General features: G+C 45.8%; 24 protein-coding genes and 1 pseudogene. 4 read left to right on the top strand and 21 right to left on the bottom strand.

Going from position 1 to position 26,102, the window contains the following annotated elements; translation table 11 throughout:
• Positions 1–141 precede the first annotated feature (141 nt).
• From MKY73_RS04705 to MKY73_RS04690, 4 genes are all read right to left on the bottom strand, one after another.
• Positions 142–903, bottom strand: a complete 762-nt coding sequence (locus MKY73_RS04705; RefSeq protein WP_339305928.1) for a hypothetical protein — start codon at positions 901–903, stop codon at positions 142–144.
• A gap of 1,619 nt (positions 904–2,522) precedes the next feature.
• Positions 2,523–3,182 (bottom strand): hypothetical protein, encoded by a 660-nt coding sequence (locus MKY73_RS04700; protein ID WP_339305926.1) that lies wholly within the window; start codon positions 3,180–3,182, stop codon positions 2,523–2,525.
• A 116-nt stretch (positions 3,183–3,298) separates the two neighbouring features.
• On the bottom strand, positions 3,299–4,759 hold the full coding sequence (locus tag MKY73_RS04695) for an amidase domain-containing protein (RefSeq protein ID WP_339305925.1): 1,461 nt from the start codon (positions 4,757–4,759) through the stop codon (positions 3,299–3,301).
• Between the two features lie 67 nt (positions 4,760–4,826).
• The gene (locus MKY73_RS04690) at positions 4,827–5,123 is read right to left on the bottom strand and encodes a helix-turn-helix transcriptional regulator (RefSeq protein WP_339305923.1); all 297 of its coding nucleotides are present in this window, start codon (positions 5,121–5,123) and stop codon (positions 4,827–4,829) included.
• 251 nt (positions 5,124–5,374) lie between these two features.
• Between MKY73_RS04690 and MKY73_RS04685 the strand changes: the two genes are divergently transcribed.
• A complete protein-coding gene (locus MKY73_RS04685; RefSeq protein WP_339305921.1) occupies positions 5,375–6,214 on the top strand; it encodes a methyl-accepting chemotaxis protein in 840 nt (279 codons plus the stop codon).
• A 111-nt stretch (positions 6,215–6,325) separates the two neighbouring features.
• Here the strand turns inward: MKY73_RS04685 and MKY73_RS04680 are convergent, their stop codons facing one another.
• The 5 genes from MKY73_RS04680 to MKY73_RS04660 form a co-directional block, all read right to left on the bottom strand.
• Entirely contained in the window at positions 6,326–7,315 is a 990-nt protein-coding gene (locus tag MKY73_RS04680; protein WP_339305919.1) for a YhcN/YlaJ family sporulation lipoprotein, read from the bottom strand.
• 236 nt (positions 7,316–7,551) lie between these two features.
• A complete protein-coding gene (locus MKY73_RS04675; RefSeq protein ID WP_339305917.1) occupies positions 7,552–8,571 on the bottom strand; it encodes a DUF4340 domain-containing protein in 1,020 nt (339 codons plus the stop codon).
• Complete coding sequence (locus tag MKY73_RS04670) at positions 8,568–9,962, bottom strand: GldG family protein (protein WP_339305915.1); 1,395 nt, start codon at positions 9,960–9,962, stop codon at positions 8,568–8,570. The genes MKY73_RS04675 and MKY73_RS04670 overlap by 4 nt, the downstream gene beginning before the upstream one ends.
• A gap of 4 nt (positions 9,963–9,966) precedes the next feature.
• Positions 9,967–10,683 carry an ABC transporter permease subunit gene (locus tag MKY73_RS04665; RefSeq protein ID WP_339237259.1) on the bottom strand — a complete coding sequence of 239 codons (717 nt, stop codon included), beginning with the start codon at positions 10,681–10,683 and terminating at the stop codon, positions 9,967–9,969.
• The gene (locus tag MKY73_RS04660; RefSeq protein ID WP_339305913.1) at positions 10,680–11,852 is read right to left on the bottom strand and encodes an ATP-binding cassette domain-containing protein; all 1,173 of its coding nucleotides are present in this window, start codon (positions 11,850–11,852) and stop codon (positions 10,680–10,682) included. Before MKY73_RS04660 ends, MKY73_RS04665 begins: the two co-directional genes overlap by 4 nt.
• Before the next feature lie 476 nt (positions 11,853–12,328).
• Between MKY73_RS04660 and MKY73_RS04655 the strand changes: the two genes are divergently transcribed.
• On the top strand, positions 12,329–13,402 hold the full coding sequence (locus MKY73_RS04655; protein WP_339305911.1) for a glycosyltransferase family 4 protein: 1,074 nt from the start codon (positions 12,329–12,331) through the stop codon (positions 13,400–13,402).
• A gap of 64 nt (positions 13,403–13,466) precedes the next feature.
• On the opposite strand, the gene MKY73_RS04650 is transcribed toward MKY73_RS04655, so the two are convergent.
• Both MKY73_RS04650 and MKY73_RS04645 read right to left on the bottom strand, forming a co-directional pair.
• Positions 13,467–14,951, bottom strand: coding sequence for a DHA2 family efflux MFS transporter permease subunit (locus MKY73_RS04650; RefSeq protein ID WP_339308483.1), 1,485 nt, complete (start codon positions 14,949–14,951; stop codon positions 13,467–13,469).
• A 263-nt stretch (positions 14,952–15,214) separates the two neighbouring features.
• Positions 15,215–15,613, bottom strand: a complete 399-nt coding sequence (locus MKY73_RS04645) for a hypothetical protein (RefSeq protein ID WP_339305909.1) — start codon at positions 15,611–15,613, stop codon at positions 15,215–15,217.
• 145 nt (positions 15,614–15,758) lie between these two features.
• On the opposite strand from MKY73_RS04645, the gene MKY73_RS04640 reads away from it, so the two are divergent.
• Positions 15,759–16,997, top strand: coding sequence for a glycosyltransferase family 4 protein (locus MKY73_RS04640; RefSeq protein ID WP_339305907.1), 1,239 nt, complete (start codon positions 15,759–15,761; stop codon positions 16,995–16,997).
• Positions 16,994–17,164 carry a hypothetical protein gene (locus tag MKY73_RS04635; RefSeq protein WP_339305905.1) on the top strand — a complete coding sequence of 57 codons (171 nt, stop codon included), beginning with the start codon at positions 16,994–16,996 and terminating at the stop codon, positions 17,162–17,164. Before MKY73_RS04640 ends, MKY73_RS04635 begins: the two co-directional genes overlap by 4 nt.
• Before the next feature lie 144 nt (positions 17,165–17,308).
• Here the strand turns inward: MKY73_RS04635 and MKY73_RS04630 are convergent.
• The 10 genes and pseudogenes from MKY73_RS04630 to MKY73_RS04585 form a co-directional block, all read right to left on the bottom strand.
• Positions 17,309–17,616: pseudogene (locus MKY73_RS04630) on the bottom strand (GNAT family protein); the annotation flags it as partial.
• A 159-nt stretch (positions 17,617–17,775) separates the two neighbouring features.
• Positions 17,776–18,492, bottom strand: a complete 717-nt coding sequence (locus tag MKY73_RS04625; RefSeq protein WP_339305903.1) for a glycosyltransferase — start codon at positions 18,490–18,492, stop codon at positions 17,776–17,778.
• Between the two features lie 45 nt (positions 18,493–18,537).
• On the bottom strand, positions 18,538–18,678 hold the full coding sequence (locus tag MKY73_RS04620; protein ID WP_339257109.1) for a hypothetical protein: 141 nt from the start codon (positions 18,676–18,678) through the stop codon (positions 18,538–18,540).
• Between the two features lie 16 nt (positions 18,679–18,694).
• Positions 18,695–19,411 (bottom strand): glycosyltransferase, encoded by a 717-nt coding sequence (locus MKY73_RS04615; protein WP_339305902.1) that lies wholly within the window; start codon positions 19,409–19,411, stop codon positions 18,695–18,697.
• Positions 19,408–20,349 carry an NAD-dependent epimerase/dehydratase family protein gene (locus tag MKY73_RS04610; protein WP_339305901.1) on the bottom strand — a complete coding sequence of 314 codons (942 nt, stop codon included), beginning with the start codon at positions 20,347–20,349 and terminating at the stop codon, positions 19,408–19,410. Before MKY73_RS04610 ends, MKY73_RS04615 begins: the two co-directional genes overlap by 4 nt.
• On the bottom strand, positions 20,331–21,158 hold the full coding sequence (locus tag MKY73_RS04605) for an SDR family oxidoreductase (RefSeq protein WP_339305900.1): 828 nt from the start codon (positions 21,156–21,158) through the stop codon (positions 20,331–20,333). The genes MKY73_RS04610 and MKY73_RS04605 overlap by 19 nt, the downstream gene beginning before the upstream one ends.
• Positions 21,155–22,141 (bottom strand): polysaccharide biosynthesis protein, encoded by a 987-nt coding sequence (locus MKY73_RS04600; RefSeq protein WP_339257113.1) that lies wholly within the window; start codon positions 22,139–22,141, stop codon positions 21,155–21,157. Before MKY73_RS04600 ends, MKY73_RS04605 begins: the two co-directional genes overlap by 4 nt.
• A complete protein-coding gene (gene wecB, locus MKY73_RS04595) occupies positions 22,134–23,225 on the bottom strand; it encodes a UDP-N-acetylglucosamine 2-epimerase (non-hydrolyzing) (protein ID WP_339237292.1) in 1,092 nt (363 codons plus the stop codon). The genes MKY73_RS04600 and wecB overlap by 8 nt, the downstream gene beginning before the upstream one ends.
• Before the next feature lie 14 nt (positions 23,226–23,239).
• The gene (locus MKY73_RS04590) at positions 23,240–24,865 is read right to left on the bottom strand and encodes a glycosyltransferase family 4 protein (protein ID WP_339305899.1); all 1,626 of its coding nucleotides are present in this window, start codon (positions 24,863–24,865) and stop codon (positions 23,240–23,242) included.
• 66 nt (positions 24,866–24,931) lie between these two features.
• Positions 24,932–26,071 (bottom strand): glycosyltransferase, encoded by a 1,140-nt coding sequence (locus MKY73_RS04585; RefSeq protein ID WP_339237296.1) that lies wholly within the window; start codon positions 26,069–26,071, stop codon positions 24,932–24,934.
• Positions 26,072–26,102: the final 31 nt, after the last annotated feature.

Below are 26,102 nucleotides of genomic sequence, written 5' to 3'. Positions count from 1 at the left end.
TGCTGAATATTAGAACAGTTACAATTCTTCATCTCAAATTCATTCAGTGTATTATCATGTTACTTATAAGTGTATAACCTATAATTTAACAAGTAAACATCATTAACTCCTTGTATTTATCACCATGCCATTATTCTATTATTAAAACGCCACCCAACCATTGGTAGGTGTCATATTAGAATGACTGGTTGTAAAAGAATAATATCTATGAGATGGCGTTGAAGCTTTAATATTTATTCCTAATGTATCGCTTATAAAGCCTGCAGCCCCTGTTGCTCTCATAGTCCAAGTGCCCGATGCATTGAAGTAGCCTTCAGAAATGAAACCAGGACTGTTGTTTGATGTTTCACTCAAAAGGTATAATGGGTTCTTATTCGTATGACCTTGTATAACTTGAAGAGGTTTTACTGCCACGCTTCCATTATGTTCCCAACTTACTGTCAGAGTGATAGTGGTTGTATCAATTCCGAAAACTGCTAATTTAACAGAGCGGCTAACTGATGCACGTTGGTTGGCTTGTGCGGCTAAAGCATTCGGTGAAAAATGATTTGATTGACTATCTTCTGTTGTGATAGTTTCAACATCAATAGAAATTTCCTTATACTTGTCTTCATATATTGAACCCTCCTTACCTGATAACATTTCGCCTACCGCATTTACATAATCTTCTGAAGCGATGAAGTTAAGGAAAGCGTTTTGTTTAGAGGGATCTAAGTTGGTAAATTGTTCTAGAGTCTCAGTTGCTCCTGTACTTCCCTCACTAATAAGTTGATTTAAATAATTTACATATTCCTCAACAGTGTATTCTACTGGTTCTGATGATGCATCTGCAAATGCCATAGATGCAAATAACATTGTTACAAGAAATAGTACGAGTGAACTTTTTGATAATTTCCTTAACATTGAATCAATTCCCTTCAATTGGTTATATAGTAGTATAGGCAAGGTGATATTAATAAGTTACCATCAATAAGGAATATTAAAACAAATATCTCAAAATATCTCAAAAAGGTGATGATAACTTGAAAAAAAATGGACTTATGTGGATTTTAATAGTTGTAGTAGCTATATTGGTCGTAATGGGAATTTTATATTTCTTCGTTGAATCTGCGTAAACAATAAGGGAGACAGCTGAGATACTATCTCTGATCTCCCTTTGATTTTATAGTCTAAAGATAATTGGGTCATTTCACTCTAAGATATAGTTCTTTTATAAAATCACATTTATTAACATAGAAATACCAAAGTATAAAAATGTAAGTTGATTAATTTTTTAACTGTCTTTGTCTTATTGAGAGATGGCTGATGGAGGGTTATTTTGTGTAGATCGGATGGCAGCATGGTGAGTAAATTATTCATATTATATGTATTGGGCTTCATATCTAGTTCCTTCATTGCGGCAACTGCTGTAATCCTTCCATGTTTCCATTCTGTGCATGCTTGCTTAAACTCCTCGTTGATTGCTTGCTTTGGTCTGCCGAATACGACACCGTCATTCTTAGCAACCTCGATACCTTCAGCTTGTCTACCGTTTATCCTCTCACGTTCGACTCAGCCATATATGATAAAAGTTCTAACACAATACTGCTTATAACCTTCTCTAATCCATTCTTTTATTGCCGTTTATCTAACAGTTGCATGTCAATCATGAAAATGTGAGCACATATGTTCTGGGCAATATCACGCTATTCATTCTTTATCTCTTCTGCATTCCGTCCTAATTGATCCAGCTCTTTAACGAAGAGAATATCACCATTAGGAAGCACATTCTTCATAGCTTGATAATATGTTCTGTCGAAATTCTTTCCACTCTGTTTGGGACTAGATACTAAGCGCCTTACTCTGCTTCTCTGTGATGTCTACTGTAATTACAATTACTCAGATTAGTATTTTTCCTATCACTGCACCCGTATCATTCTTTTGATTGTCCCTCTTGATGCATGGTTACAACCTGCCTAAATGTTATAATATTTTGCTTTCATTCCTATTTTCCAGATATCCGCTATAAATCAGTAAAAGTGCATATTGTTTGTGTCAGATTTATGCCGCTCAGTGTCATCCTGATTTCGGGTTTATTGACTCATTCTGATATTTGGACAGTCCATCTGGACAATCACTATGATGAAAAGATAATTAAGCAAGATTGGAAATTAACCTAATTAAGCCATTCAAAATGGAATTAGGACTTCAAAGGTTTTCCTTTGGTACTACAGCATGGACTAAAAAGCGCGAATCACAGTGCTGAATTCGCCCCTGTAACCCGCGCTTTTTTATGCTTCTGTACATCAATCACTGTCCTATAGAGTAAAAAATCAATTTATAACATCCATTAAGCTCTCATACCCACATAATCAATGGACGTTGAAACTCCGCTCACTTTAAATGATACATTAGATACTTAGACATAAACTTTACAGATGGAGCGCTGAATTAGCAATGAGGACACCTATCAGCTTAGTACGAGGTATGGTAAGAGCGGAAAATTCATGTCGGAAGGATCTTTTCATACAGACTTCAATTAGTTAATTATTCGCTATAACATCAATATTATTCCATATATCAGGATTATTGATCGTTTGATTTTCTCCACGTACAGTGAAATCATAACTATCCTTTGCATTAGTATACCAGTCAACAATGACTAACTTTCCATTCGCACTTTGCACAAGAAATTCAGTAGGTTCAGCAAAACTGCCTACATCCTTTTTAACTTGTGCATCTAATTTAAGATAGAAAAAGTTCTTACCCTCTCCAACATACTTTACTTCTGCTGCATCAACATCAACGCCTGTCACCAAATTTTGAGTAAGATTGTTCTTAAGGAACAAATCGTATTGAGAGGTGATTTTTTTTTGCGTATATTGTTTAAGGTTTTCGTTATCTATATAAGTATCCAATTCAATGTCAGAACCGTTCCAGATCGCCCTATAATATTCAGACAGAGCATCCGTACACATTTTGTATGCTGTTTCAAAATCTGAAGCGGTTAGACCACTTTCGTCTTTCGCCAAAAAATAGGAGGAATCTTCTGATAAATTTCCTTTTGTTACAGGCGAAACTCTTGTGTTTTCAGCATTATCTCCAACAACGGGAACATTGTTATTTTCATTGTCACTAGTACTAGTCTGTTCGCATGCACTAAGAGTTAATAAAATCAATAATAACAGGTAAGCACGTTTCATTAAGTTTCCTCCTATGAAAATATTCTCGAACTCCAGATAATTAAGGAGGAGAAATTAGTTTGATGCACAACGCCTCAAAAAACCAATGAAGTGTTGTGCATCTCCCCTCAAATTTTTCACTTGTAATAACCAGTCAATTTTATAACCCTTTTGCTATCACCAGGATAAATTTCCTCCGCCTTTTGGTTGTTGTTATAACTATTTTTACCAGAGCGTCCTGTAACCAATGCTCCAAGAACTGACATCGTATTAGTTTCGTAGTATTCAGTAATAATAGTCGAATGCCGCCAGTTATTGTAAGATCCGCTCAAATAAAATTGCAATACATCTCCAATTTGATATGGATAGCCTGCACTAGCATTATATTTGAACGTTGAGTATGTAGTACCCGTCCCTGCCGGACCCTTCGTTGTATTATTAACCAAAAAATTATACAGGTTTGGTACGCCTGACCAGGATGAAGCTCGATTGCTCAAACTTCTATAATACCAGCCTGTAGAGGCAATACCTGTTCCATTAGTATCGTAGGTAATTGCACCACCAGCGAGTAATGCATGAGATACGAAGTTTGTACAGTCCCAATTTCCAGTTATTTGTGAGAAATCGTAGTAAGAAACATTCGAACCACCACTTGCAGGCTGATCTTTTGCTTTATTATTTTTCGCGTAATTTGCTATCGCTGTCTTATTTAATGAAGATAAGGTTGCAAAAGGCGTAATAACCTGATTAGATGATCCGTCATTTTCTAAACTGTTGATCTGTACTGGAGCTTCGCGATCAACAGAAAAATAATCGGTGATTTTATCATTTAATTCCTCTTGTCTTTTAGCGGTATAAGAGCTATCCAGCTTAGAGTTGATATTAACGAGATTACTTATATGATCCCCTTCACCTCTAACATATTCATCATAATAGTCATATGGCATATACCAATCTGAAATAGTAAGCCCTGCATCTGTATTGCGAAATAACATTTTTGACACTTCGCCAAATCCAGACTCCACTTCCATTCCCACGTAATTGAATGAGGCCTCAGTACCTATTGTCAAGAGGATGCCTTCTTCGGTAACTTCAGAGGACAGTAAATTAAATTTCAAGACGTAGTTTTCTTTCTGTGCATTTGCGGCATCTACCACAAATTGTTTTGTTTTCATTTTCTTTTCCAAGTAATCAGACAGTTCGGAATCAATCAATTCTGTCCTGACAGTTGATTTGTTATCTAATCGCTTTGTTCCGAGATCGATATTTTCATAGTAATTCTTCAACAATTCTTTTGCAAGGGAATAACTAGTTGTCACGGCAGATAAGCTAATCGCTCTATCCTGAGTGTTCAATTCAATTTGTAGTGGACTACTGGGTTCAACATACGAATCATCAAAATTATGGTCTGGTAGAATAATATCTTGAGTATCAATCTCAGGTGGGTTACTTTGAGCCTGAGCAGTTGGAATATTCATGGAAAGTACAAGTGCACCTACAATCACATTGCTCATTATTTTTTTCAAAAAAATCATTCCTCTCATCTCACTTGTATAAAAAAACAATACTACAAACATGAAATTAAAGTTTTTTTGCAATCACACCTCCTAGAACGATCATTAATAATAATCCTAACAATCGTTTCAATCAGCTATTTTCACGGTCTTAAAAAAGTAAAACATTACATTTTTTTGCAATCTTTTCCAATATAAAATATTCCCTTAAATCTGTCAATAATAATAGAGAAAAACAAACTTCTACTCTGTACCACCCGTTAATTCTGCCTATTTTATAAATAATTTCAAACTGCATCACATTCGAAATATGGTTACGCACCGTTTTCTCGCTGATGAATAACTGCCCTGCGATGTCACGCGTTGTTTTGTCTTGAACCAGTAATTCGAATACTTCGCGTTCACGGTGGGTCAACAAAAATTTGCTTTTATGATCGATACCCTTCAATGTTCACCCCTCCTTGCTCGGGTTGTGTTGGTGTAACAAGGTTAAGGGGATACAGTCAACTCATCTTATGTCAGATCAAGGGCGTTGGTTCAGTTTTATAAGAAAAATGGGCAGTTGAATGAATAAGTGAATGCTGCATGCTTGCGATAGTTCAAATCGTCCTTCCTCTTTTAGTCATTTTCTCCCCACGATAACCGATATACCTAAAACAACTAGTATTAAAAGCCATCACGAAAAGGAGCCATACATTAATGGACATCATCCAAGCACTAATTGAAAGCATGCCTTATTTCCGGGCAGCCATCCGACAAGATGTAACGTTATCCATAATTGATCGAGAGAAATATCTGTACTTCTCTTCAGGAGAATCACTGAAGCAATTGAATTTTAAAACAGGAGATCCACTCCCTGAGGCAAATCTGAATTTTGCCGATCTGCAAAACGGCACAACAACGACATACAGTCACTTTCCGAAGGAGGTATTTGGCATTCCCTTCGATGTTTCTTTCATCCCTGTCAAAAACTCCGCTCAGGAGATCGTAGCTGTACTCACCCTCGTATATAGCATGGAAAACCAGGAAAAGCTGCAACAGCTAATGAACATCGTTGAAGGACTTATCAGCCAATTGGTCAACAGTGTACAACACGTTGCAGCCCATTCGGAAGAACTGAGCGCTACCTCCGAAGAGATGCTGGGCAACACTAAAAAAGCTGTTCAGACCTCCGGCGGTGTAACTCAGGTTGCTGGATTTATTCGTGAGATCTCCGAGCAGACGAACTTGTTGGGCCTTAATGCAGCCATTGAAGCTGCACGTGTAGGAGATGCAGGAGCAGGTTTTGGGGTAGTAGCCAAGGAGATTCGCAAACTGTCTGTCGATACCAAAAATGCCACGAACGAAATTGAGAAGTCCTTGCTGACGGTGAGACAGTCCATCCAATTGTTGGATAACGATCTTGGCGAAATTACGGCAAGTTCACAGGAGCAGGCTGAGCTCGTTAGCGAATTTATGGAGACGATTAACCACCTGAACGAAACCACCAGAGAGTTAAAGCAATTCTTGCATCAATTCGTTAGTATTAATGAATCTTAAATAGATATTTAGTGTTTCTCGAACAATTACATATTTATGTACAACCAAACATGCCTCTGCAGCGGATGTTACCATCTTCGCAAAGGCACGCTTGTTCAACTGTCTTAAGAACTACCGATTCATTCGATTCATGACCCCACCGTCGTGATTACGGTTCATCAGGCCATCGTCAAGGATGCCATCGCGGTGATTCATTCCTGCTCCGTTGGTTGGGAAGATACGCTCCACCATCGATTGGAACGTATCGATCATGCCACTAACGGGCTTACCATTACGAATATCTGTGGCATAGTTCTCGACATGCTGCACAAATTCCGGATTGGCTGATACATATACATTCTCGATGTTCGGCGCAAACTGCTTGATTTTGGCTGAAATCTTGCCTTTAATCTCAGCTGATGTGTTATCATCCGTGCTATCTACACGTTGTCCTTCACTTTTCATTCCATAATGACCATCGTTCGTCCCACGTGCTTTGCCGCTGTTTGTGAGACCACGCATCATTCCAACCGCTCCTGTACCCATCGTGCCGTAGATGCCACGATCATTGCCCATATGGCTGCGATCCGTTGCCGAATTCGTATTCAGCCCTGGAGCAATTCCGCTGGTGCTGTAAGGAGACATTGTGCCCGTTCCGCCATGGACACGCAGACCACCCATATCATGGTTCATATTGCCACCACGCATGGTATCACTTGCATGATTACGCATCGTTCCATCCAGCATGCTTGTACGACCATTGGACTTACTTTCTAGCTTCCCTGCATGACCATCTGCCAAACGAACCGCGACATACGCATTACGATCCGTTAACATGACACGGGCGGATTTCACTTCCTTCATCTCCGTAATGCGTTTAGCCAGCTCCTCACTCGATTTCAGGTCAGTGACATTATGCATGCGATAACTTTTCGCACGGATGCCATCCATGCCATTCGTTTCTACACCATAGCGGTTAATGCCATGCGCTTGTTCGCGGACACTTTGCGTGTGCATATTGTTGGTATCCCGATTCGTACCACAACCTGTCAATCCGGCCATTACAAAGAGTGCAGTAGACAGTGATAACGTAATAGCTGTTGCCTTTTTGACTGCTGGCATGTACTCATCCTCCAATGTATGTTGGTTTTGGTCACAAAGATAGGATGCGCTTCTGTACGTACCGATATGCTGAAAGGATATGGTACCTTTGCCTGTAGACTTGAGTGTTTGGGTTGGATTTCACCTAAAAATAAAATAACAGTGCTGCTTGTTCGCAACACTGTCTACATGTAACATCTTTTAATTAAAATTGAATCCATTCCAAGTGAGTTATTTTCATCTATCTTACGCCTCTTTCATTCTCCGTCGGATGAGGGAGTCTTCGACTCATTGGCTGAACTGGAGCTCGATGACTCTTCCGAAGAAGTTGTTGATGCCTTAATCGTATCCGGGAACTTCTCAGCTTCCTTCAAACTCGTCGCATCCATGGCATATGCCCATTGACCATCCGGCGTTATGACCCAGATCTGATCCGGTTCCGATGGCACTGTAAGTCCCCGATACACATCTCTAACTTGTTGCCCATTGACCGTCTGTTCCACAGACAGGGTGAATCGTGGAACAGTACCTTTCAGCTCAGACGCTTTGCGCACATCATCTGCTGTTGACAGGTTTTTGATTTTACCGATAAGGGATACAGCGTCTGCGGCTTCAATCGTTTTACCATTCAGTGTCCATGTCTGCTCTGCAGCACCGTTCTCCGATGTCGATGTTAACATCCAGGTAGCGGCTTCACCTTCCCACTCCAGAGACCCCACATTTGTCTCATCCATGTTGAACGGTGTAGTATCCAACAGATCACGACGTGAAAAGGCTATGTTATTAATCGCCTCTGTCTGCACGGCAACTACGGGACCCTCATCTACGCGCACATATCGTGCGTCATCTGCTGGAAGCTGGCCACCAATCGCCAGTTTGATCTCCCGATGATCTTTGAGTTGGATATCCATACGTGTCGCATCTGTTCCTAATCCGTACTTATCCAGATCTGCCGGCGCTTCTTCCACCACCATTTCCTGGTTCGCGCCACTCAGAGCATCTAACCAACTGCTAACACTATAACCGTTCAGAGGATAGGACTTTGGCTCAACCATCTGCCATACGCCATTTTCAAGCGTCAGGATCGAAGATGCTGCTGTACCGGATGTCTCCGCCGTTGTGTCATGTATCGTGATGGATTGAATATCCCCGGTTTGAATTCCGAGCAACTTGGCTTGCTCTGCTTCTTCTTCGCGAAAATAATTTTGATTGGCCGCGTACACCCAGCCTACAATTAAAACGATGACCACCAGAATTGTTGGTACCCATTTTCTCATACCCGTCTGCGCCTCCACCATAAGAGTACACCGATTATAACAAAGATGAGTGGGAACGCTACTATAGCCACAAAGAAAATCGTTCTGGCCTGTTCGCCATTCAAATATGCCGTCTCATATCCGGCTTGTACCCGTGGACGAATCGTCAATCCATTTTCTTTCTCACTCAAATAGTTCACTGTATTCAAAATAAAGTCCCGATTGCCGCCATTTGCAATTTCCGAATCCTGCATGAAAATGGACGAGCCCAGAATAACCGCCTTTGGTTTGCCATCTGTCGTATCGGCTGCATATCCTAATTCCACGGGTCCCTGAATGTCCTCTTCAGCATCATTGGTTGTTTCATTTTGCAATAAGCCGCCAATATTCCTCTCCCCATAACTGTCATTCGAAGAATGAATTAAAGGTGAAAGAGTATATTTATCCTGTTCTTTGCTGGTCAACGCAATCGACAGCGACAACATCGGGTACAACTGGCTCGCAGCAAGTTTATCCGTGATTGCATGTGTTCCATACTCCGGTACCACCCAGAGTGGTCCCATCGTACTGGCTTGTTGATTATCAACCATGACGGCATGTTCATCAACGACGCCATAGTCAGCCATCAGAGCATCGATGTTTTTCCAACTGGATTTCATATCTTCTACAAATCCGAGGGATAATAACAGCTTGCCTCCATTACTCAGATAGGTGCGAATGGCCTTCATTTCTGCATCACTGAGATCACGTTGTGGACCTATAATGGCAAGCACATCTGCATCTTCCGGAACTTTCCCGGCCTGATTCAGCTGCAACTCTTCCGTCTGCACATTATTTTGTTCCAATGAGGATTGCAGCGTAGTCATCTGATCGAGACTCAGCTCCTCATGTCCGGTCAGGAAGACCATTTTGTGCATCTCCGTGGATGACATATTCATGAGCGCCTGTGTCAGCTTTTCCTCACCCGTAAATTGATATGATCCGTCACTGCCATCACCTGTCGCGGTGAACAAACTGGCGATATCAATCACTTTGTGTTGATCGCCCTGCTCCAGCACAATGGAGCTGCCTGTTATGCCGTATTTGGATGCAAGTGCAGGTTCCTGCGTCAGATTATACTGTTTTAGCTTCAACTTGCTGTTACGTTTCGTATATTCCTCCACCATATCCGTGACCTCACGGTTCAGCACGGTGTTGTTGGCATTTTCAACGGTTAACACCAGAATGTTGACGTCATCCTTCACATCTTTGATCGCAGTAAGGGACTGGTCAGACAACGTGTATTGTTTGTTCGAGGTCAGATCGAGCTGTAAGCCGCCAAGTGAATTCAGGAACAGTGTCAGCAAAATAAAGATGCCAATCACCGCTACAGACAGCACGGTACTGTTGGTATGACTTAACCATTTTTTCATCTTCTCACCTCCACCGCTTCCGTTCCACAATTTGAATGCTTAACAGCAGAAACACACCTGAAAGTGTGACATAGTACAATATATCCGGTCCGCTAAGCACGCCTTTCATGAAGCTGTCAAACCGGTTAGTCAGGGCAAACGGATCGAGCCACTGCTGCAAAGCAGATCCGGTATTACCTGCGAATGAATCAAGCATCCACAAAACGAGCAAGATAATAAAACCCGCCACCGCAGACACCATCTGATGCTGGGATAATGTAGAAGCGAACAGTCCAATCGCCATCATGCTTCCGCCCAAGAACAATAAACCCAGCGCAGACATCCATACCGTCGTCATATCCAATGTTCCATAGAACGACATGATGAACGGGTACACCAGACTGCACAGGATGAGTACGACCAGAATGGCGAGAGAAGCGAGATATTTGCCGAAAATGATCTCAGTGACACGTGCTGGAGATGTCAGCAACAATTCATCCGTTCCCTGTCTGAATTCCTCTGCAACCAGCCGCATCGTTAACAAAGGCACGACAAACAGCAGCATGGATAACGTATCCCCCAGCACGAGTCGATAATCGACAATACTCGGCTGGTAATATACGAAACTGGAGTAGAACAGCAAGCTGGTCATCAGTACATATACGGCAAAAGCAAAATAGGACGTTGGAGACAGAAAATAAGCTTGCAGCTCTTTGTTACATACCGCCATCATTCGTCTCATTTGGAGTCCTCCCCTTTGCGCGAATGGGACGAAGCATCCGTTGAAGTATTCGTTAATGTACTACTTGTTGGACTCGGTGATGTTCCCGATACACTCGACGAGTCGTTGTCGGAAGTTACATTCGCCTGATCCATCACTGCCCCAGCAACCTGATCCCCATCTGCCGAATCCGCGTTTGTATCTTTTATATCTGTTGTTGTCTCGGTTGTGGTGAGCTTCAGGAAAATCTGTTCCAGGCTGAGATTCTCCTTCTTCATCTCCAGAATCGGTAATCCTGCTCCAGACAAAAGGTAGAACAGCTCCTCCCGGAAATCTTCCGAGTCCTCTCCAGTAAGAAGCATTTTAACCGTATTCGCTGTATCAGAAGTAAGTGAAGTATCTCTGGTGGTATTCGCATCTGATGTTTGAATGACTTCACTCCGCACTTTCTCCCATGGTATCAGCACATTATGTAATTGCTCCGCAGTGGCCTTCACTTCAATCGACACCTTGAACTGATCCCCCATTGCTGATCCGAAATGCTGAGGCGAACCATCCAGCACGAGTTGTCCCTGATTAATGATCAACATCCGATTACAGAGTGTGCTCACTTCAGGCAAAATATGCGTACTGAGCAGTACCGTATGGTTCTCTCCCAGTTCGCGAATCAGATCTCTGATCTCGATAATCTGGTTGGGATCCAGGCCCGATGTTGGCTCATCCAGGACCAGCAGGTCCGGCTTGTGAATAATGGCTCCTGCCAGCCCGAGACGTTGCTTGTATCCTTTGGATAACCCACGTACCATCTGTCTTTCGCGCCCCTGAAGTCCCAGTCTGCTAACCATCTCGCTGACCCGCAGCTTAACCTCACGTGCCGGAACATCTCGCAAATTCGCTACGAATTTAAGGTAGGACTGCACTGTCATATCGGGATAAAGTGGCGGCGTTTCAGGCAGATATCCAATCTTGGAACGAACACGCTGACCCTGCTCATGCACCGATACCCCATCGACCATGATGGAACCCGCGGTTGGATGCACATAGCCCGTAATCATGCGCATCGTTGTTGTTTTTCCGGCACCATTTGGCCCGAGAAACCCGACAATCTCACCACGTTCCATGGTGAAATCCAGCTGATGTACGCCGCGTTGCCCTTCGTAAACTTTGCTGACCTGTTTCACTTCGAGCACATCATTCATCCTTTCCCGTTAAAATACCCATGCACCATCGTTCGTTATATAAATTCAACTGAAAATATTTACACTTGCACTCCGATGGCAGAATAACCTTCCGATCACTGTTATCCCCAGATTATTTTGATTCCTTTATTCAGAAGGAAAAATCCGGTGATAGCGTATGCTTCCGATGTAGCTTTCTTTTCAGAAAGCTTTCAGGTGAACGCTTCGCATCTTCAAGTTATTTCTGCCCTCTCCGTTATCGTGTAAATGTTACGTTGAACTTATGTAATAAAATGATGTACACGGGAAGTTCCTTGTATCTTACTTGAGCTATCCTAGCCTCAGCTTAATGTCACTTAAATGCAAGCTTAAAAAAATGTGTCCAAAATGTGAACACACTGAACAACACCCACACCCTATACTTCAAGCCAACGTAACATAGAGTACAGGAGAATGTGCTCCTGACCAAAAGTCAGAGGGTGAATCGTGTGAAAGTATTATTCACGTTTTATGTTCCAAGCGGTGGCGTGGATACGTTAAACCGACTGCGCACCGCTGTTCTGAAACGCCATGGCATTGAAGCGCACCTACTTTATCTCAACACAGGCTCGGGATTGCAGAACAACAGTAATACCCCCATTTTCACCGCATCCAGTGACGAGGATATCCATCATATCATTCATACTCATCATTATGATGCCATCATCGCCACTTCAGACATCGCTATGCCAGGCCGCTTGAGAGCGCTTGGCTATACAGGAAAAATTATTTTTGAAGCGCAGGGACTCGGAACACGCGATCAGGCTCTGGAAACGATACAGATGGGTGTACCTTACCTCCAGGCCCATTGCGATGCTGCCGTTATCCCTCCCACAGACCACCTTCTGGATATGTTCATTCATATCTGTCCTTGGCTACATCGGTTTGTTATTCCCAATATGCTGGATACAGACTCCTTCGCACCGGTTCTGGTGGATACTCCACCCTATCCAGTGCTGGCTTGGGTAGGACGACTTGAACACAATAAAAACTGGCGGGAATATTTAATCATTTCGAGTGAAATCATCAAAAAAAATCCGAAAGCCAGACTATGGTTATTCCATGATCCCACTTTGGCCAATCCAGAAGATGAAGTCATGTTCCGGCACATGTTGGCAGAATACGGGCTTGAGGATCGGATCGGCATCTTCGTCAATGTTCCCCATTCTCAGATGCCCACACACTATTCGATGATTGCTGCGTCAGGGGGAATCATGTTATCCACTTCCCTGCTAGAAGGATTCGGCTATGCCGTCGCTGAAGCCATTAGCTGCGGTTGCCCAGTGCTCAGCACAGATTCGGATGGTGTGCGCTCATTCATCACACATAATAAGACTGGAAAGTTTTATCCCATTGGAAATATAAAGGCTGCTGTAGACGAAGCAAGAGACCTCATGAAGAACAAGAAACTGCGGGAGTATATCCGCATTCAGGGCAGACAGCATATGAGCTTGTCTTTCTCACCTGATCGATATGCCCATTCTTTCCGTGAAATGATGACAGCACTGCGAATTTTTCATTGAGCATAACAAAAAGGCAGTTCAGCAAGATTCTCTGAACTGCCTTACTATGTCACTTTAAAAAGTCTTAGTGTCCCATCATCATCGCGGGATCAGGCTTGTCGCCATTTTGAAGTTCTTCTTCCGGCATCGGTTTTGGTTTGCGCAGAATCAGACTGAGCAGACATCCAAACAATGCAATACAAGCGGCCAGGAAGAACGTATCATTGAAACCACTAACCAGGCCTTGAACTATAGCGGTCGGCTCTGCACTCGTTGTATTGCCTGCGATTCTGGAAGTAAGGAAGCCTGTGAGCCCTGCAACCGCAAAGGACACGACCACTTGCTGTGCAGCGGCCGTAAGCGGTGTAACCCGTCCAACCAGCTTACGTGGTGCAGCATTCAATACATGCGTATTGAGTGGCATCATGGACAAGCCCATACCCAGACCCATCATGATCAGGGCCGTGATTATCAGGCCAAGGCCTGTCTCTGCCGTGATGGAGGACAGAATAAACAAGGCTCCCGAGATAATTCCCAGACCCACGAAGGCCAGAGGTCTGGCACCGATTTTATCAAACAATCGGCCGCCGAGCGGCATACCCACGCCGGAAGCCAGAGCCTGTGGAAGCAGAATTAATCCCGTTTCCAGTGCAGTGTAGCCTTTGATCTGCTGCAAATAAAGCGGGATCAAGATCATCGCACCGAACAGCGCCACTTGCGAAACCCATGCGAGAATAATCCCACGCGAGAAATCAGATGATTTGAATACCCGGAGTTCGAGCAATGGATTTTGATGACGAAGTTCCACAATAATGAATAAGATGAGCGCCACGCCACCTACGATTACACCAGTCAGTGTTGTTGTAGATGTCCAGCTCGTTCCCCCCTCACTCACACCGTAAGCGAGCATTGAGAATGCGATTGGCGCCAGAATCATGCCGAGCAGATCCAGTGCAGGCGTGCGTCCACGATCTGTATCAGGCAAAAATTTGATACATAGAATGAAAGCTGCAATACCAATGGGCAAGTTAATCAGGAAGATCCAGTGCCAGCTCAGTGATTCAATAAACCAACCGGACAATACCGGGCCCAGTGCAGGGGCAAGCAGCATGGGAATTCCGAGCATGCCCATGATGGAACCTCTTCGTTCAGGAGGAGCCAGTCGAAATACCATCGCCATACCAATAGGAGCAACCATGCCTCCCCCAAGGCCTTGAATGACACGGTAAATGATTAATTGCTCAGGTGATTGGGCAATGGAGCATAACACAGAACCCAAGGTAAACATGGCAATGGTGAACAGGAATACTCTTTTGGCACCGAAACGGTCAGTTAACCAACCTGCCAGCGGAATAACTGCAGACAAAGCCAAGGTATATCCTGTAACCGTCCATTGGATGGTCTTCAGATCCGTCTCGAAATATTGAACGAGATTCGGAATGGCCACATTAACAACGGTACTGTCCAGAATAACCATGATCATGCCGACGATAATAGCCAGGAGTGGCAAAATAATGGTTTTAATCGAAAACTCTGCCGACTCCTGTGATACTGCTGTTTGTTCTTTCACGTTCTCCACACTCTTTTCCGGCAGAAGAATCACAGGCTGCTGCCTGCGTCTCACTAGCCTATATTCTCTCGACTGATTTCAAACTATCGTTTTAAATCGTCGTTTTAAACTTTCGTTTAACACTGATCTAATTCTAATGAAAATACCTTTGCTGTCAAGCTATTTTTTCAGAATTTTCTACTATGGATGCAATATAAAAAAATGGAACAGGTACTTCCCTGCTCCACACGTGGGTTAATCACGACTATTCAATGATGTCCATATCAATCTGCAAGCTTCATCATCTGATATTCTGACATTATGCCCAATGTCTGACCGTGAATACTTCTGTAATACATGCGAATAACCAGATGATTCGGTGAAGAGCTGTTGCTGATAATCCTCAGCTCATAAGGATCGGAAGATACATCCAGATTATGAATGACTTGATTACCACCCGCTCCCCCTGAATTTGAACTTATATGAAAAAGATGTCGATACAGTTCTCCGTGCCTACTGGCTCCGCCAACAAATACATCTGTCCCTTCATCGCTCCCCACATAGGCCAACTCCACGTCCATGTATTTGACGGGAACAAACGTCTGTAACAAATTTTCATGGATATTTAGCACATATACAGCCACTGTAGATCCCTCCTTCGGCGTATGAGCCTTTCTATACATAGGATATGCTCCCCCTTGTCTATTGTCATTTGCATTCACCCATTTTCAACCAGATACACAAAAATGCCCGACCTTCCGGTCCTCTTTTTTCATAGAATAAAAGCATAGAAGCTCGGCCGGTGCAGGCCGTGACAAGGGGGTAGCTATGAGAGTTCTGCTCGTTACGTATTGGGAGCTTACACATATGGGAGGCATATGGACATATGTTAAACAACTGGCCGACAGGCTGATTTCACTTGGTGTAGAGGTTGATATCATGGGCACAAATGGTGCCAAAAACGAGGTATATGTTCGTAATCTGAACCGCGCTTTCTCCAAGGATACGGTGTGGCCCATGCTGCAAGCCAAACTCAATCCGACCGATCTGCCACAATTCACTGCCGATCCGCTTCTCGCTTATTATGAACTGAACAGATACGCCTTCGAGATGGCCGCCGCTTATCTGGGAGTAAACCACTATGACGTAATCCATGCGCAAGATCCCGTAGCCGCCGTAGCCATAAAACGCATCTTGAACCGCAATATCCCACTGGTCACCAGCTATCATGGGGCACTTGCCCGCGAGGCCTTTTACGATGCTCAAAATTCCAACCCGCAACTTACTCTTTCTTCCTATCTGCAATCCAAACGCGGACGTTATTTTCTCTCATTGGAAGAGCGAAGTGCAGCACAGTCTGAGCTGATTCTGGTGTCCAGTCACTGGATCAAAAGTACACTTACAGAACTCGCGGTTCCAGAGTCGAAGTTCAGGCAAATCCCCTATGCTATCGACCTGCCAACCTACCGTGCCTCAGCAGCCGTGAAATTTCGCCAACGACCACCCGCGGGCAAGAAAGTCATTGCCTTTACCGGAAGGCTTGAATACATCAAGGGTGTACATGTGTTAATCAAGGCTTTAGCCAGTCTGAAAAGCAAACGTACCGATTGGGTATGTTGGATCGCAGGAGAAGGCAATCTATCTGATGCGTTGCGGGCACAGGCCACGGCAGCAGGCATTGGCGCTGATGTTGTGTTCTGGGGCAAACTCGACAATATCCCTTCCTTCCTGCGCCACGCAGACATCTATGTCCAGCCCAGCCTGCAGGATACTCAGCCGTTCTCCGTGACCGAAGCACAACTGGCGGGTATACCTGTTATCGTCAGTGGTACAGCCGGCATGCCTGAGATGGTTGAACCGGGACGTACAGGATGGGTTGTTCCTCCACAGGATGTCGACTCGCTCAGCGAACTGCTGAATGCATTACTGGAGGATAACGGTACCCGAAGAACAGTGGGAGAAGCGGCGAAAGCCTGGGCTGAACAACATCGGTCACTGGAAGAAATGGGAATGCGCACTTTTCAAGTCTACCAGGAGGCTATTTACAGAGGAGGACAACCGATATGACGTTGCTTGTACCGAGTGATCTATACAATCGCTGGTTTTCGACTCCGGTTTCTACACCCCACATCGACGTGGATTACGCTGTCATGAATCAATTGATGCAGAAGCTGCCCAAAGGCTATGTATTACCCGACCCTGCATCGATGGCGATCATGTATTCAAAGGATTAAGTTGTCCCATTCCATGCTGTCTTCATGTAACATGCCGGAATATCAAACAAGGGGTGTACCATTTGTCATATGAATGACGGTGGACACCCCTTGTTTGCTTCAAATGTGTTTTAACGGACCGAGAACACGTTATTACAGATCTCTCTAATCTGTCGCCAACTTGGAATACATATTCAGATCTTTGAACGTTTCGCCTGCCCTTTCGTAGGCTATGAGGGTACCTTCGTATGTGAAATTAAGCTTTAATAGCTTGATAGAATTCACATGATCGGGGTCAACCTTTGCTCAATTCGATTCAGCTTCATCGTCGAGAAGGCATGAGCTAACAAAGAAGAGATCCCTTCTGTCGCATATCCTTTTCCCCAGTGTGATCTGGCAATGTCATACCCAATTTCTGCTTTGAGATTGTCATAATCCAGCAAGTTATAACCGCATGAACCTATCATTTCATTATACAGAGACTTCGGCAACCCTTCTATCTACCTGTCCGCGGATCGTCATAGAGCAAAAAAAGAGCTCCCCCACTTATAGCACATTAAACGTGCTTCATACGGGTGCTCTCATATCCATTTAACCACCTATTCCATTCAAGCCATCATTGTCAAATCCATCTACTTCCAATACCCGCCGACCTGAAGCAAATTGAGCAAAATGGGTCTATGCTTCGCCTGAACACGTTCCAACTCGGCCACCAGTGCCTTGAAGTGACGTTTGGTCCCCATTGAATCATGCAGACGATAACATATCAGGGGTTCATTGTAATAGAACAGCTCATACATCGGAAACAGTCGCAACCACATCTCGTAGTCATGAGTGTAGCGAAAATCGGTATCGAACATGCCAAACCGCTCAAATGCATCCATCTCCAACATGACAGTACAGCCGTTGATCGGACAACCTTCAAGCAGTACCTGCAACATCTCCAGACGACTGCCCACTTCCGGCTGCACCGTATCCAACCACTCACTCTTCTCATTCACATAGTGGTAGGCACCATGACAGAATGAAGCCTTGACCTCACGCATAAACTTCAACTGTTTCTCCACACGATCCAGCAGCATCACATCATCTGAACTGAGCCAGACAAAGTAATCCCCTGTTGCCTGTTTGATACCCTCATTCAATGCCGTTGCGGTACCACCGTTTTCTTTGCGGATATAATGGATAGAATCCATGAAAGGCTCTAGTCGCTCCACGTGCTCGGTTGACCCATCATCCACCACGATCACTTCAATATGCGGATAGGTCTGGTGAGTGGCACTGTGAACAGCCTGCTCGATATACGCACAATTATAAAAAGGGATGACGATCGATACTTTCGGCTCCATCCGGGGCCCCCTTCCTCCGCTTATCTCTGCATAGCGATTGCTTTCCTACATTTTATGAAGATCCATTCGATCGGCATTGGACATCCGCGGTGTTACGGAAGCACATTTCATTCTAATACCACCTTTACTGTCATCGGGTAAAATGCTGCGCAAAGAGGGCGTCACTCCGCCAACTTGTGGCTTCATAACTGCCCTCCCAACGCTAACCCCCAAGCGCCGCTATGCGCTGCAACAACGGTTCGCGATATCTGGACCACACCATGGATGCCTCTCTGCCGATCACATCCGCATGACGAAGTGAACCCATACCTCCATGCCAACGATACGCAGTAAGTGGCTCATTCAGGTATGGAAAACGATGACCGTTCAGAAGAATACGCAGCCAGAGATCCAGATCGTGCGTGTATGGCAGAAGCTCATCGAACAGCCCCACTCCGCTAAAGAGATCCTTGCGAATCATGACCGTGCAGCCATTGACCGGATTGCCGTTAACAAACCGACGAAGTAAGTCCAGATCCGACATCGGTTCAGGTCCACCATGCATTTGCGTAACAGCCGAATGCTCGTTGATATAGTGAAAATTCGTGTATGAAACGAGTACATTCTCGCGCTGCATAAACTCGAGCTGATACCGGATTTTATCTGGATACAGAAAATCGTCCGAACTAAGCCAGGCTACATAATCACCGGATGCATGCCGGATGCCGTGATTAAGTGCCGAAGCCGTTCCACCATTGCTTTTGCCAAGCACATTAATATAAGGAAGATAAGGCTGAAGCAGCTCTGCATGCCGGGTGGAACCGTCATTCACAACAACGATCTCCACATCCGAATATGTCTGGTTCAGCGCACTTTGAATCGCCTGAGGCACATAAGGGCAGTTGTAGAATGGAATGACAATGGATACTCTTGGACTCAACCTGTCGTCCTCCCTTGCTGGGCACGAACATCACTCAGGATATCCTGAAGCGATGTGGCAAATGGAATCATCGGCTGCCAGCCAAGCTTGCGCAGCAGTGATAATTCCTCCTGTTTCCCCGAACCGTCCGGACCAGAAGATGCCCCATCCCAGCGAACAGGGACTTCCGCTTCTGTCATGGACAACAGCAGATCTGCAACTTCACCAAGACTCCGCTCGGTGCCAGACACCACCGGGTATACTGTACCGCTGGCCCCCTGTATCAGGAGGGTTGCGTACGCTCTGACTGCATCCCGCACATCCAGAAAGTCACGGGTATTGTCCCGTCCGGACAGGCGGAACGCCTCCGTTTTGCCCGCCTGCTCACAGGCAACAACATGGCGTGCAAGCAGTGAACAGATGCCTGTGGAAGGACCTGCACCAATCAGATTGCCCGGTTCCGCCAGCATGATCTGTTGTCCGAAGAGTGACATCCACGACAAGGACACCATCTCTTCCAGCGCTTTGCTGAGGCTATATGGATGTGGAGGCTGGGGAATACGGCCAGGTTCCTGCGTATATTTTAACCTCGATCCTACAATAACGGTTCGTGCTGCCGGACAACTGCGAAGCGCATCCAGCAAATACAGCACGGCCATCACATTGGTCTCCAGGACCAGTAACGGATCAGACCATGAATCAGGCACTGAATTTTTGCCAGCGAGATGCAGCACATAGTCGGGCTGCACCTCGCCGATCAGATGACGCACTTGCTGTTTATCATTCAGATCACAGACATGGACTTGGGTACCTATTCCAAACGAATGTACATCCGGTCTCCGGACTACCGCTGCAACCACTGCACCAACTTCCCGAAAATAAGATACCGCATGTCGCCCGGTAAAACCGGAGGCGCCTGTAATCAGCACTTTCTTGCCCGTCAGCTCTGCTCCATCCATAATGCCAACTCCTTCAGCATTGTAGAATAATCCGGCAGGTCTGTCTTCACGTCCTCGCGAGTGGACACCAGCGTACGGTCCTGCACTACACTGTCATCACGTACAATCGTCACATCCTGCTTGTTCCAGGTCTGCTTGAACAACACAAGCAGGTCATGCTTGCTGACAGGTGTTGGATGAGCTAGATGGATCAGACCACTAATGGATGAGGCCAGGTAATGGTCAACCCATTTGGCCAGCTCAAGTGTGGTCACACCATTCCAGAATACGCGGGTATACCCGCCGACTTCACCTGTGCGGGACATAAACCATTGCATCAGACCAATGCCGCCCTGCCGAATTTCGGGTCCAATGATGGACGTACGAATCGTCAGATGACCTTCATCCTGGACTTCACCAAGTGCTTTGGTAATGGCATAAGCTGAAGTCCCATCCGTAACATCATCTTCCCGGTATGCTCCCCGATCTCCGCTGAACACACAGTCTGTGCTGATATGAATCAGACGTGCACCAATCGTATCCGCAACCCGCCGCAGACGATGCGGCAGAAACCCATTGATATGATAGGCCGTAATTTTGTCCTCATCTGCAAAGCTGTTCAACACACCTACTGCATTAATAATCACATCCGGGTGCACCGCTTCTAGCAATCGATCAACCATGAAGCTGTCGTTCACATCCAGGAGCAGACCATTGGGGTCCGTTACATCACGAGTTGTGTAGAAGACGCTGTGTACACCTTGACGGCGGAAATAGTCGACCAGAATATGGCCGGCCATTCCGTTTCCACCAAGTATCAGCAGTTTCATGACAAAAATCCTCCGCGCTTGAGAATTTCACGAATCTCCTCTTTGGTCATCAGTTGGTGTTCAGAGCTGAAGCTGTTAAAGGAGACCGGTGGACAATTGGTATAATGTTCACGCAGACCTGGAATGCCCAGGGTAGGAAGAATTACCAGATACTGCTCATCGTAGACAACGGTAGTCATGCTCTCGAATTCACTCATCAATATTTCATGAATTTTCTCACCTGGACGAATGCCCTGTTCCACAATGGCCACATTCTCCACACCGGAATCCTCAATTAACACTTCCGCGAGATCCACGATTTTGCAGGTTGGCATCGTCATGACAAAGATCTCTCCGCCGACACTTTCCACCGAGGCTTTGAACAGCAGGGTAATTGCATCCTTCAGTGTGAGGAAGAACCGGGTCATGCTCATATCCGTGATGGAGACCTGGCCTTTCTGACGAATCTGATTCTTGAACAGATGTACCACACTGCCGTTCGTTCCCAGAACATTTCCGCCCCGTACCGTAACAAACTTGGTTTCACTGTGTAACAAATTGGCATATACAATTAATTTCTCGCCGATTGCTTTGGTCATGCCGTAGAAGTTGGACGGATTGGCAGCTTTGTCAGTCGAGATATAGATTACTTTTTCCACCTTATTTTCAATGGCAGCCTCAATCACGTTTTGTGTACCAATCACATTGGTTTTGAGCGCTTCGTACGGCTGGTCTTCACACACCGGAACATGCTTGAGTGCTGCCAGATGAAACACATAGTCCACATGCTGGCAAGCCGCCGTCAAGGCATCCTTGTCACGAATATCTCCAATCCGGAAATGAAGACGCGGGTCTTCAAATTCACGACTCATGGCCACTTGGCTGGACTCGTTCCGGGAATATACAATAATTTCTTTGGGCTGCTGGGGCAGCAGTTGAGCCACAAGTTCATAACCCCATGATCCCGTACCGCCAGTCACGAGTATACGCTTATTTTCAAACATGCATTTTCCCTCCAAGCAGAAATTTAACTACTTTACCGGATACATCTGTTGCTTTGTAACCTTGCGGGCAATCCCAATCAGTGGACATCTGCGTCATGACTTTCACGCAATCAGCGATGCGTGCCGCATCCAGACCGGAGACCACATTGCTGCCGCAATCCACCGTTTCCGGACGCTCGGTAGTTCGGCGCATAGTTACGGTCGGCACGCCCATAATGCAGCACTCTTCCTGCACCGTACCACTGTCCGTGAGCGCACAACGTGCATGACGTTCGAGCATCACAAAATCGAAGAATCCAAACGGCTCGTGAAACTCTACCAACGGGTTCATCTCCAGTTGCAGATGCTCCGCAATCCGAATTGCTGTACGCGGATGAATGCTGCAGATTACACGCAGCCCGTGTTCCTCTGCGACCTGATTAAGTCCTTTCATAATCTCCAGCAGATGAGGGGCATGATCCACATTCTCGGCTCGATGGGCAGTAACCAAAAAATATTGCCCGGACTTCAGCTTCAGCTTTTTGAGGATTTTGCTGGAGTTCACCTGTGCGTCATAGTGCTGCATCACTTCATAGATGGGATTGCCCGTGAGCACAATGCGCCTGCTTGGTACACCTTCGCTGACCAAATGTTTCTTGCTCTGTTCCGTGTAAGGCATATTAATGGTGGAGATGGCATCAATAACCTTGCGATTCTTCTCCTCAGGCACATCCAGATCAAAGCAACGATTGCCTGCTTCCATATGAATAACAGGAACACCCATGCGCTCAGCCAATACTGCACATAATGCACTATTGGTATCCCCGAGCAGCAGCAGTTTATCGGGCTTCTCCTGCAATATCAGATCTTCCATTTGCGTAAACATCGAGGACAGCTGTCGTCCCAGAGAGGCTGCTTCATCCTGAAGAACGTAATCCGGTGCGCGCAGGCCCATTTCCTTGAAAAAGAGACCACTGAGACTTTCCGTGAAGTTCTGTCCCGTGTGCACCAGAATATGTTTGGACGCATACTGGTCCAGCTTGGAGATGATCAGGCTGAGCCGTATGATCTCAGGTCTCGTACCCAGCACCGTCATGATCTTCATCGTAATCCCTGCCTTCATCTTGTATTGGAACCCTTGCGCCCTGCTCGGCTGCGTCCCGCCTTGGCAGATTTGCGTCTGCGGGTAGCTGATTTGCCCATATGCGGACGCGGTCCCTTCGTTGTACGGGATCTCCCTTTACGTCGGCCAGTTCCGGAAGTACGTTTCAGCCCCTCACGGTCTCGGCGAGAATGAGATGCAAGTGACTTACGACGGCGTTTCCGCGTTTTGCCCCTCTGTTGAATCAGCTTTGCAGCTGGGCCAGCACTTGAGGCTACAGGGGCATCTTGACCCAATGCGATCGGAGGTAATGAGGAATGTGGCAACGCCTGTATGACCGTCAGCGGGAATAACAGTGCCCGAACCGTAACTGGCTCCAGAACCAGTACCGTGCGTAGTCCTCCCTCCCCATGGGTATACACAGGTCCATTCGGAGGTTGGATATAAGCAAACCATCCGGGAAAACGCAATAACCACTGTGTCACCATCGTATGCAATTTCGTTCGGTAGGTTTCAACCCCGTAGAGCTTTTCCGCTTCTGTCCGATTGCGCCACCCCGTATTCGAGGCCAGCTCCGAATCATTCAGCAAGGTTGTCGCCAAGGTGACAAGTGCTTCGGTATCTCCCGGCGGGGCCAAAAATGCACCACTGCCTACGGATTCCATTAATTCCTTCAGTCCACCCTGAGCGAAAGCGATGACCGGTTTGGCAAAATAGAGACCCTCCAGTGCGGTCATGCCAAATCCTTCTTTGACCATGCTTGGGATGACCACGATATCCATGGCGCTATACGCCAGAGATACGTTCTCTTCAAACGTAGTGAAGGTAAACCGGCGTGAATACCCGGATTTTTTCACCCGTGATACACACTCGTCGTAATACTTTTTATCCGATGGTGCCCCGATGATCCAGAAGCGACAGCGCGAATGCGTTTCACAGATCCTCAAGGCCATATCCACAAAAGGTTTCAACCCTTTGGCATCATATATAAAGGAAGAAATATAACCGATACAAGTCTGTGATGCCTTAAGACCAAGTTCCTTGCGCTTGCGCTCACGCAGATGAACCCAGCGGTCCGGTGCGGGCAGAGCCGGTTCCCATGTCGGCGAAATGACGGTTAGTTTGTCACTCATGCCAGCTTGATGGAATGGAGCGACCGCTGTCTCTGAGATACCGATAATCCAGTCTGCATAACGACCAATCATCTGAATCGCCTCGGTTGTATGTTCATTCGTATGAATGATCTCGGTAATCTTCCAGATAATCGGAATCTGAAGCGACTTCGCCGCTACAGCCGGCATCACATTGACACAGGTATTCGTTAACACGAGATCGGGAGCAGTCTCCCGTATGAGGGAGACCACTTCCTGATATGCTGGTGTATGGCGAAGTTGCTCCGCATCATTTGCAATGCCCAGGTAAGGTGTGTACACACCGTGAAGCATCGGCAGATTGCATATTTTGACCTGAATGCCGAATCTTCGTGCAAGCCCTGCCAGCTTCCCATCCTGGGGAACAATGAGCACACACTCAAAGATCGTACCGATCTCTCTCATAAAATGAAGCAGCAGCTTCTCTGCACCTGTAATGCTGCGAGTATTGCACACATGTGAAAATAACATCATCTTTGGTTTCGTTGCCATGGCCGCACGGACCCTGTATGCGGATATCCGATACAGGGTACTGTGCACACCTCCTCCCGGCCAGGATTAAGGAAATATGATGGTTAACATTTCATTAATTCTTTTGCCATACGTGTGGTCTTTCAGGGTACGCTCGAGTCCACGAAGGGCAATCTCACGGCGTTCCTTTTCATGCGTAAGATAATATTCCACCTTTTCGAGTAACTCCTGCGGCGAGGAATACGTCTCAATCTCCACACCCGGTTTGTAGAAACGCGTAATGTCATCCCTTGCGTCGGTCAACTGTAGCGTTGTGGAAGCGGCAATTTCAAACGTTCTTGGGTTCGGTGAGGCTGGCGGTATTTTGAGGTGATTATTATTGACGGAATCATCTTCGTGGGATCGGTGCAGGTTAATGACAATTTTGGTGCCATTGTACACATCATTGGTCTCCTGTGGACTCATCCAGCGGCCAAGTTCAATCTTCTCGCCATAGGCAGTATAGTCAGGCAGACGGTCCCACCAGATTCCGTTAAATACTGTATTGTGTGACATCAACTGAGGCATGATCGGATTAAAGAAGTATACCCGGTTCCAATAAGCCGAGCCGATAAAGCTGACATCCCGTTTTAACGGTGAAGGGGTTGTAATCGGAAAATAATGATTGGTGAACGCGGCAAAAGGGAGATAATGGACTGACGCGCAGCCGTTTTGTCGATATAGATCGATACAGTTCAGTTCCAACGTGAAGATATGGTCAAAATGTTTGACGATATCAAGCGTCATGTCTGTATAGTACGGATCATCGGTCAGCCAGATGGCCGTCTGAATGCCGGCTTGGCGGATCGCATCGATATGCTCGATGGGTATATCCATTCCATCCAACACAAGCACCAGATCAGGACGCGTCTGCAGCGCAATCTCAGAAACCGGTTGACGCGGATCCGTGAGGGTTACCTGAGCTACCATTCCCTGTAGCGTGGCCATGATGGCCTCATCCAACGGGGAGTATGGGAAACCTTTACCCGAAGATACATACAGCACGTGAACTTGTCGGAAAGGCAACGGTTCCTGTGCACAATTTACAATATAGTTGGCGCGACCGCGCAGATATCCTTCTTCCTTACCTGCGTCATATCCGGCATGTTGCCCATTTTTGCGCGCTTGATCAGCCAGGCTCAGTACCGGTGCATGAACCTTTTTGGTTTTACGGTGTTTGAGAGACATACCGCCACTCCTTTATTTTTTGGGATAGGTT

Origin of the sequence: Paenibacillus sp. FSL R5-0519 (assembly GCF_037974275.1) — a bacterium.
In the GTDB taxonomy this organism is placed as follows: domain Bacteria; phylum Bacillota; class Bacilli; order Paenibacillales; family Paenibacillaceae; genus Paenibacillus.
This window is presented reverse-complemented; position numbering and strand designations above follow the sequence as displayed.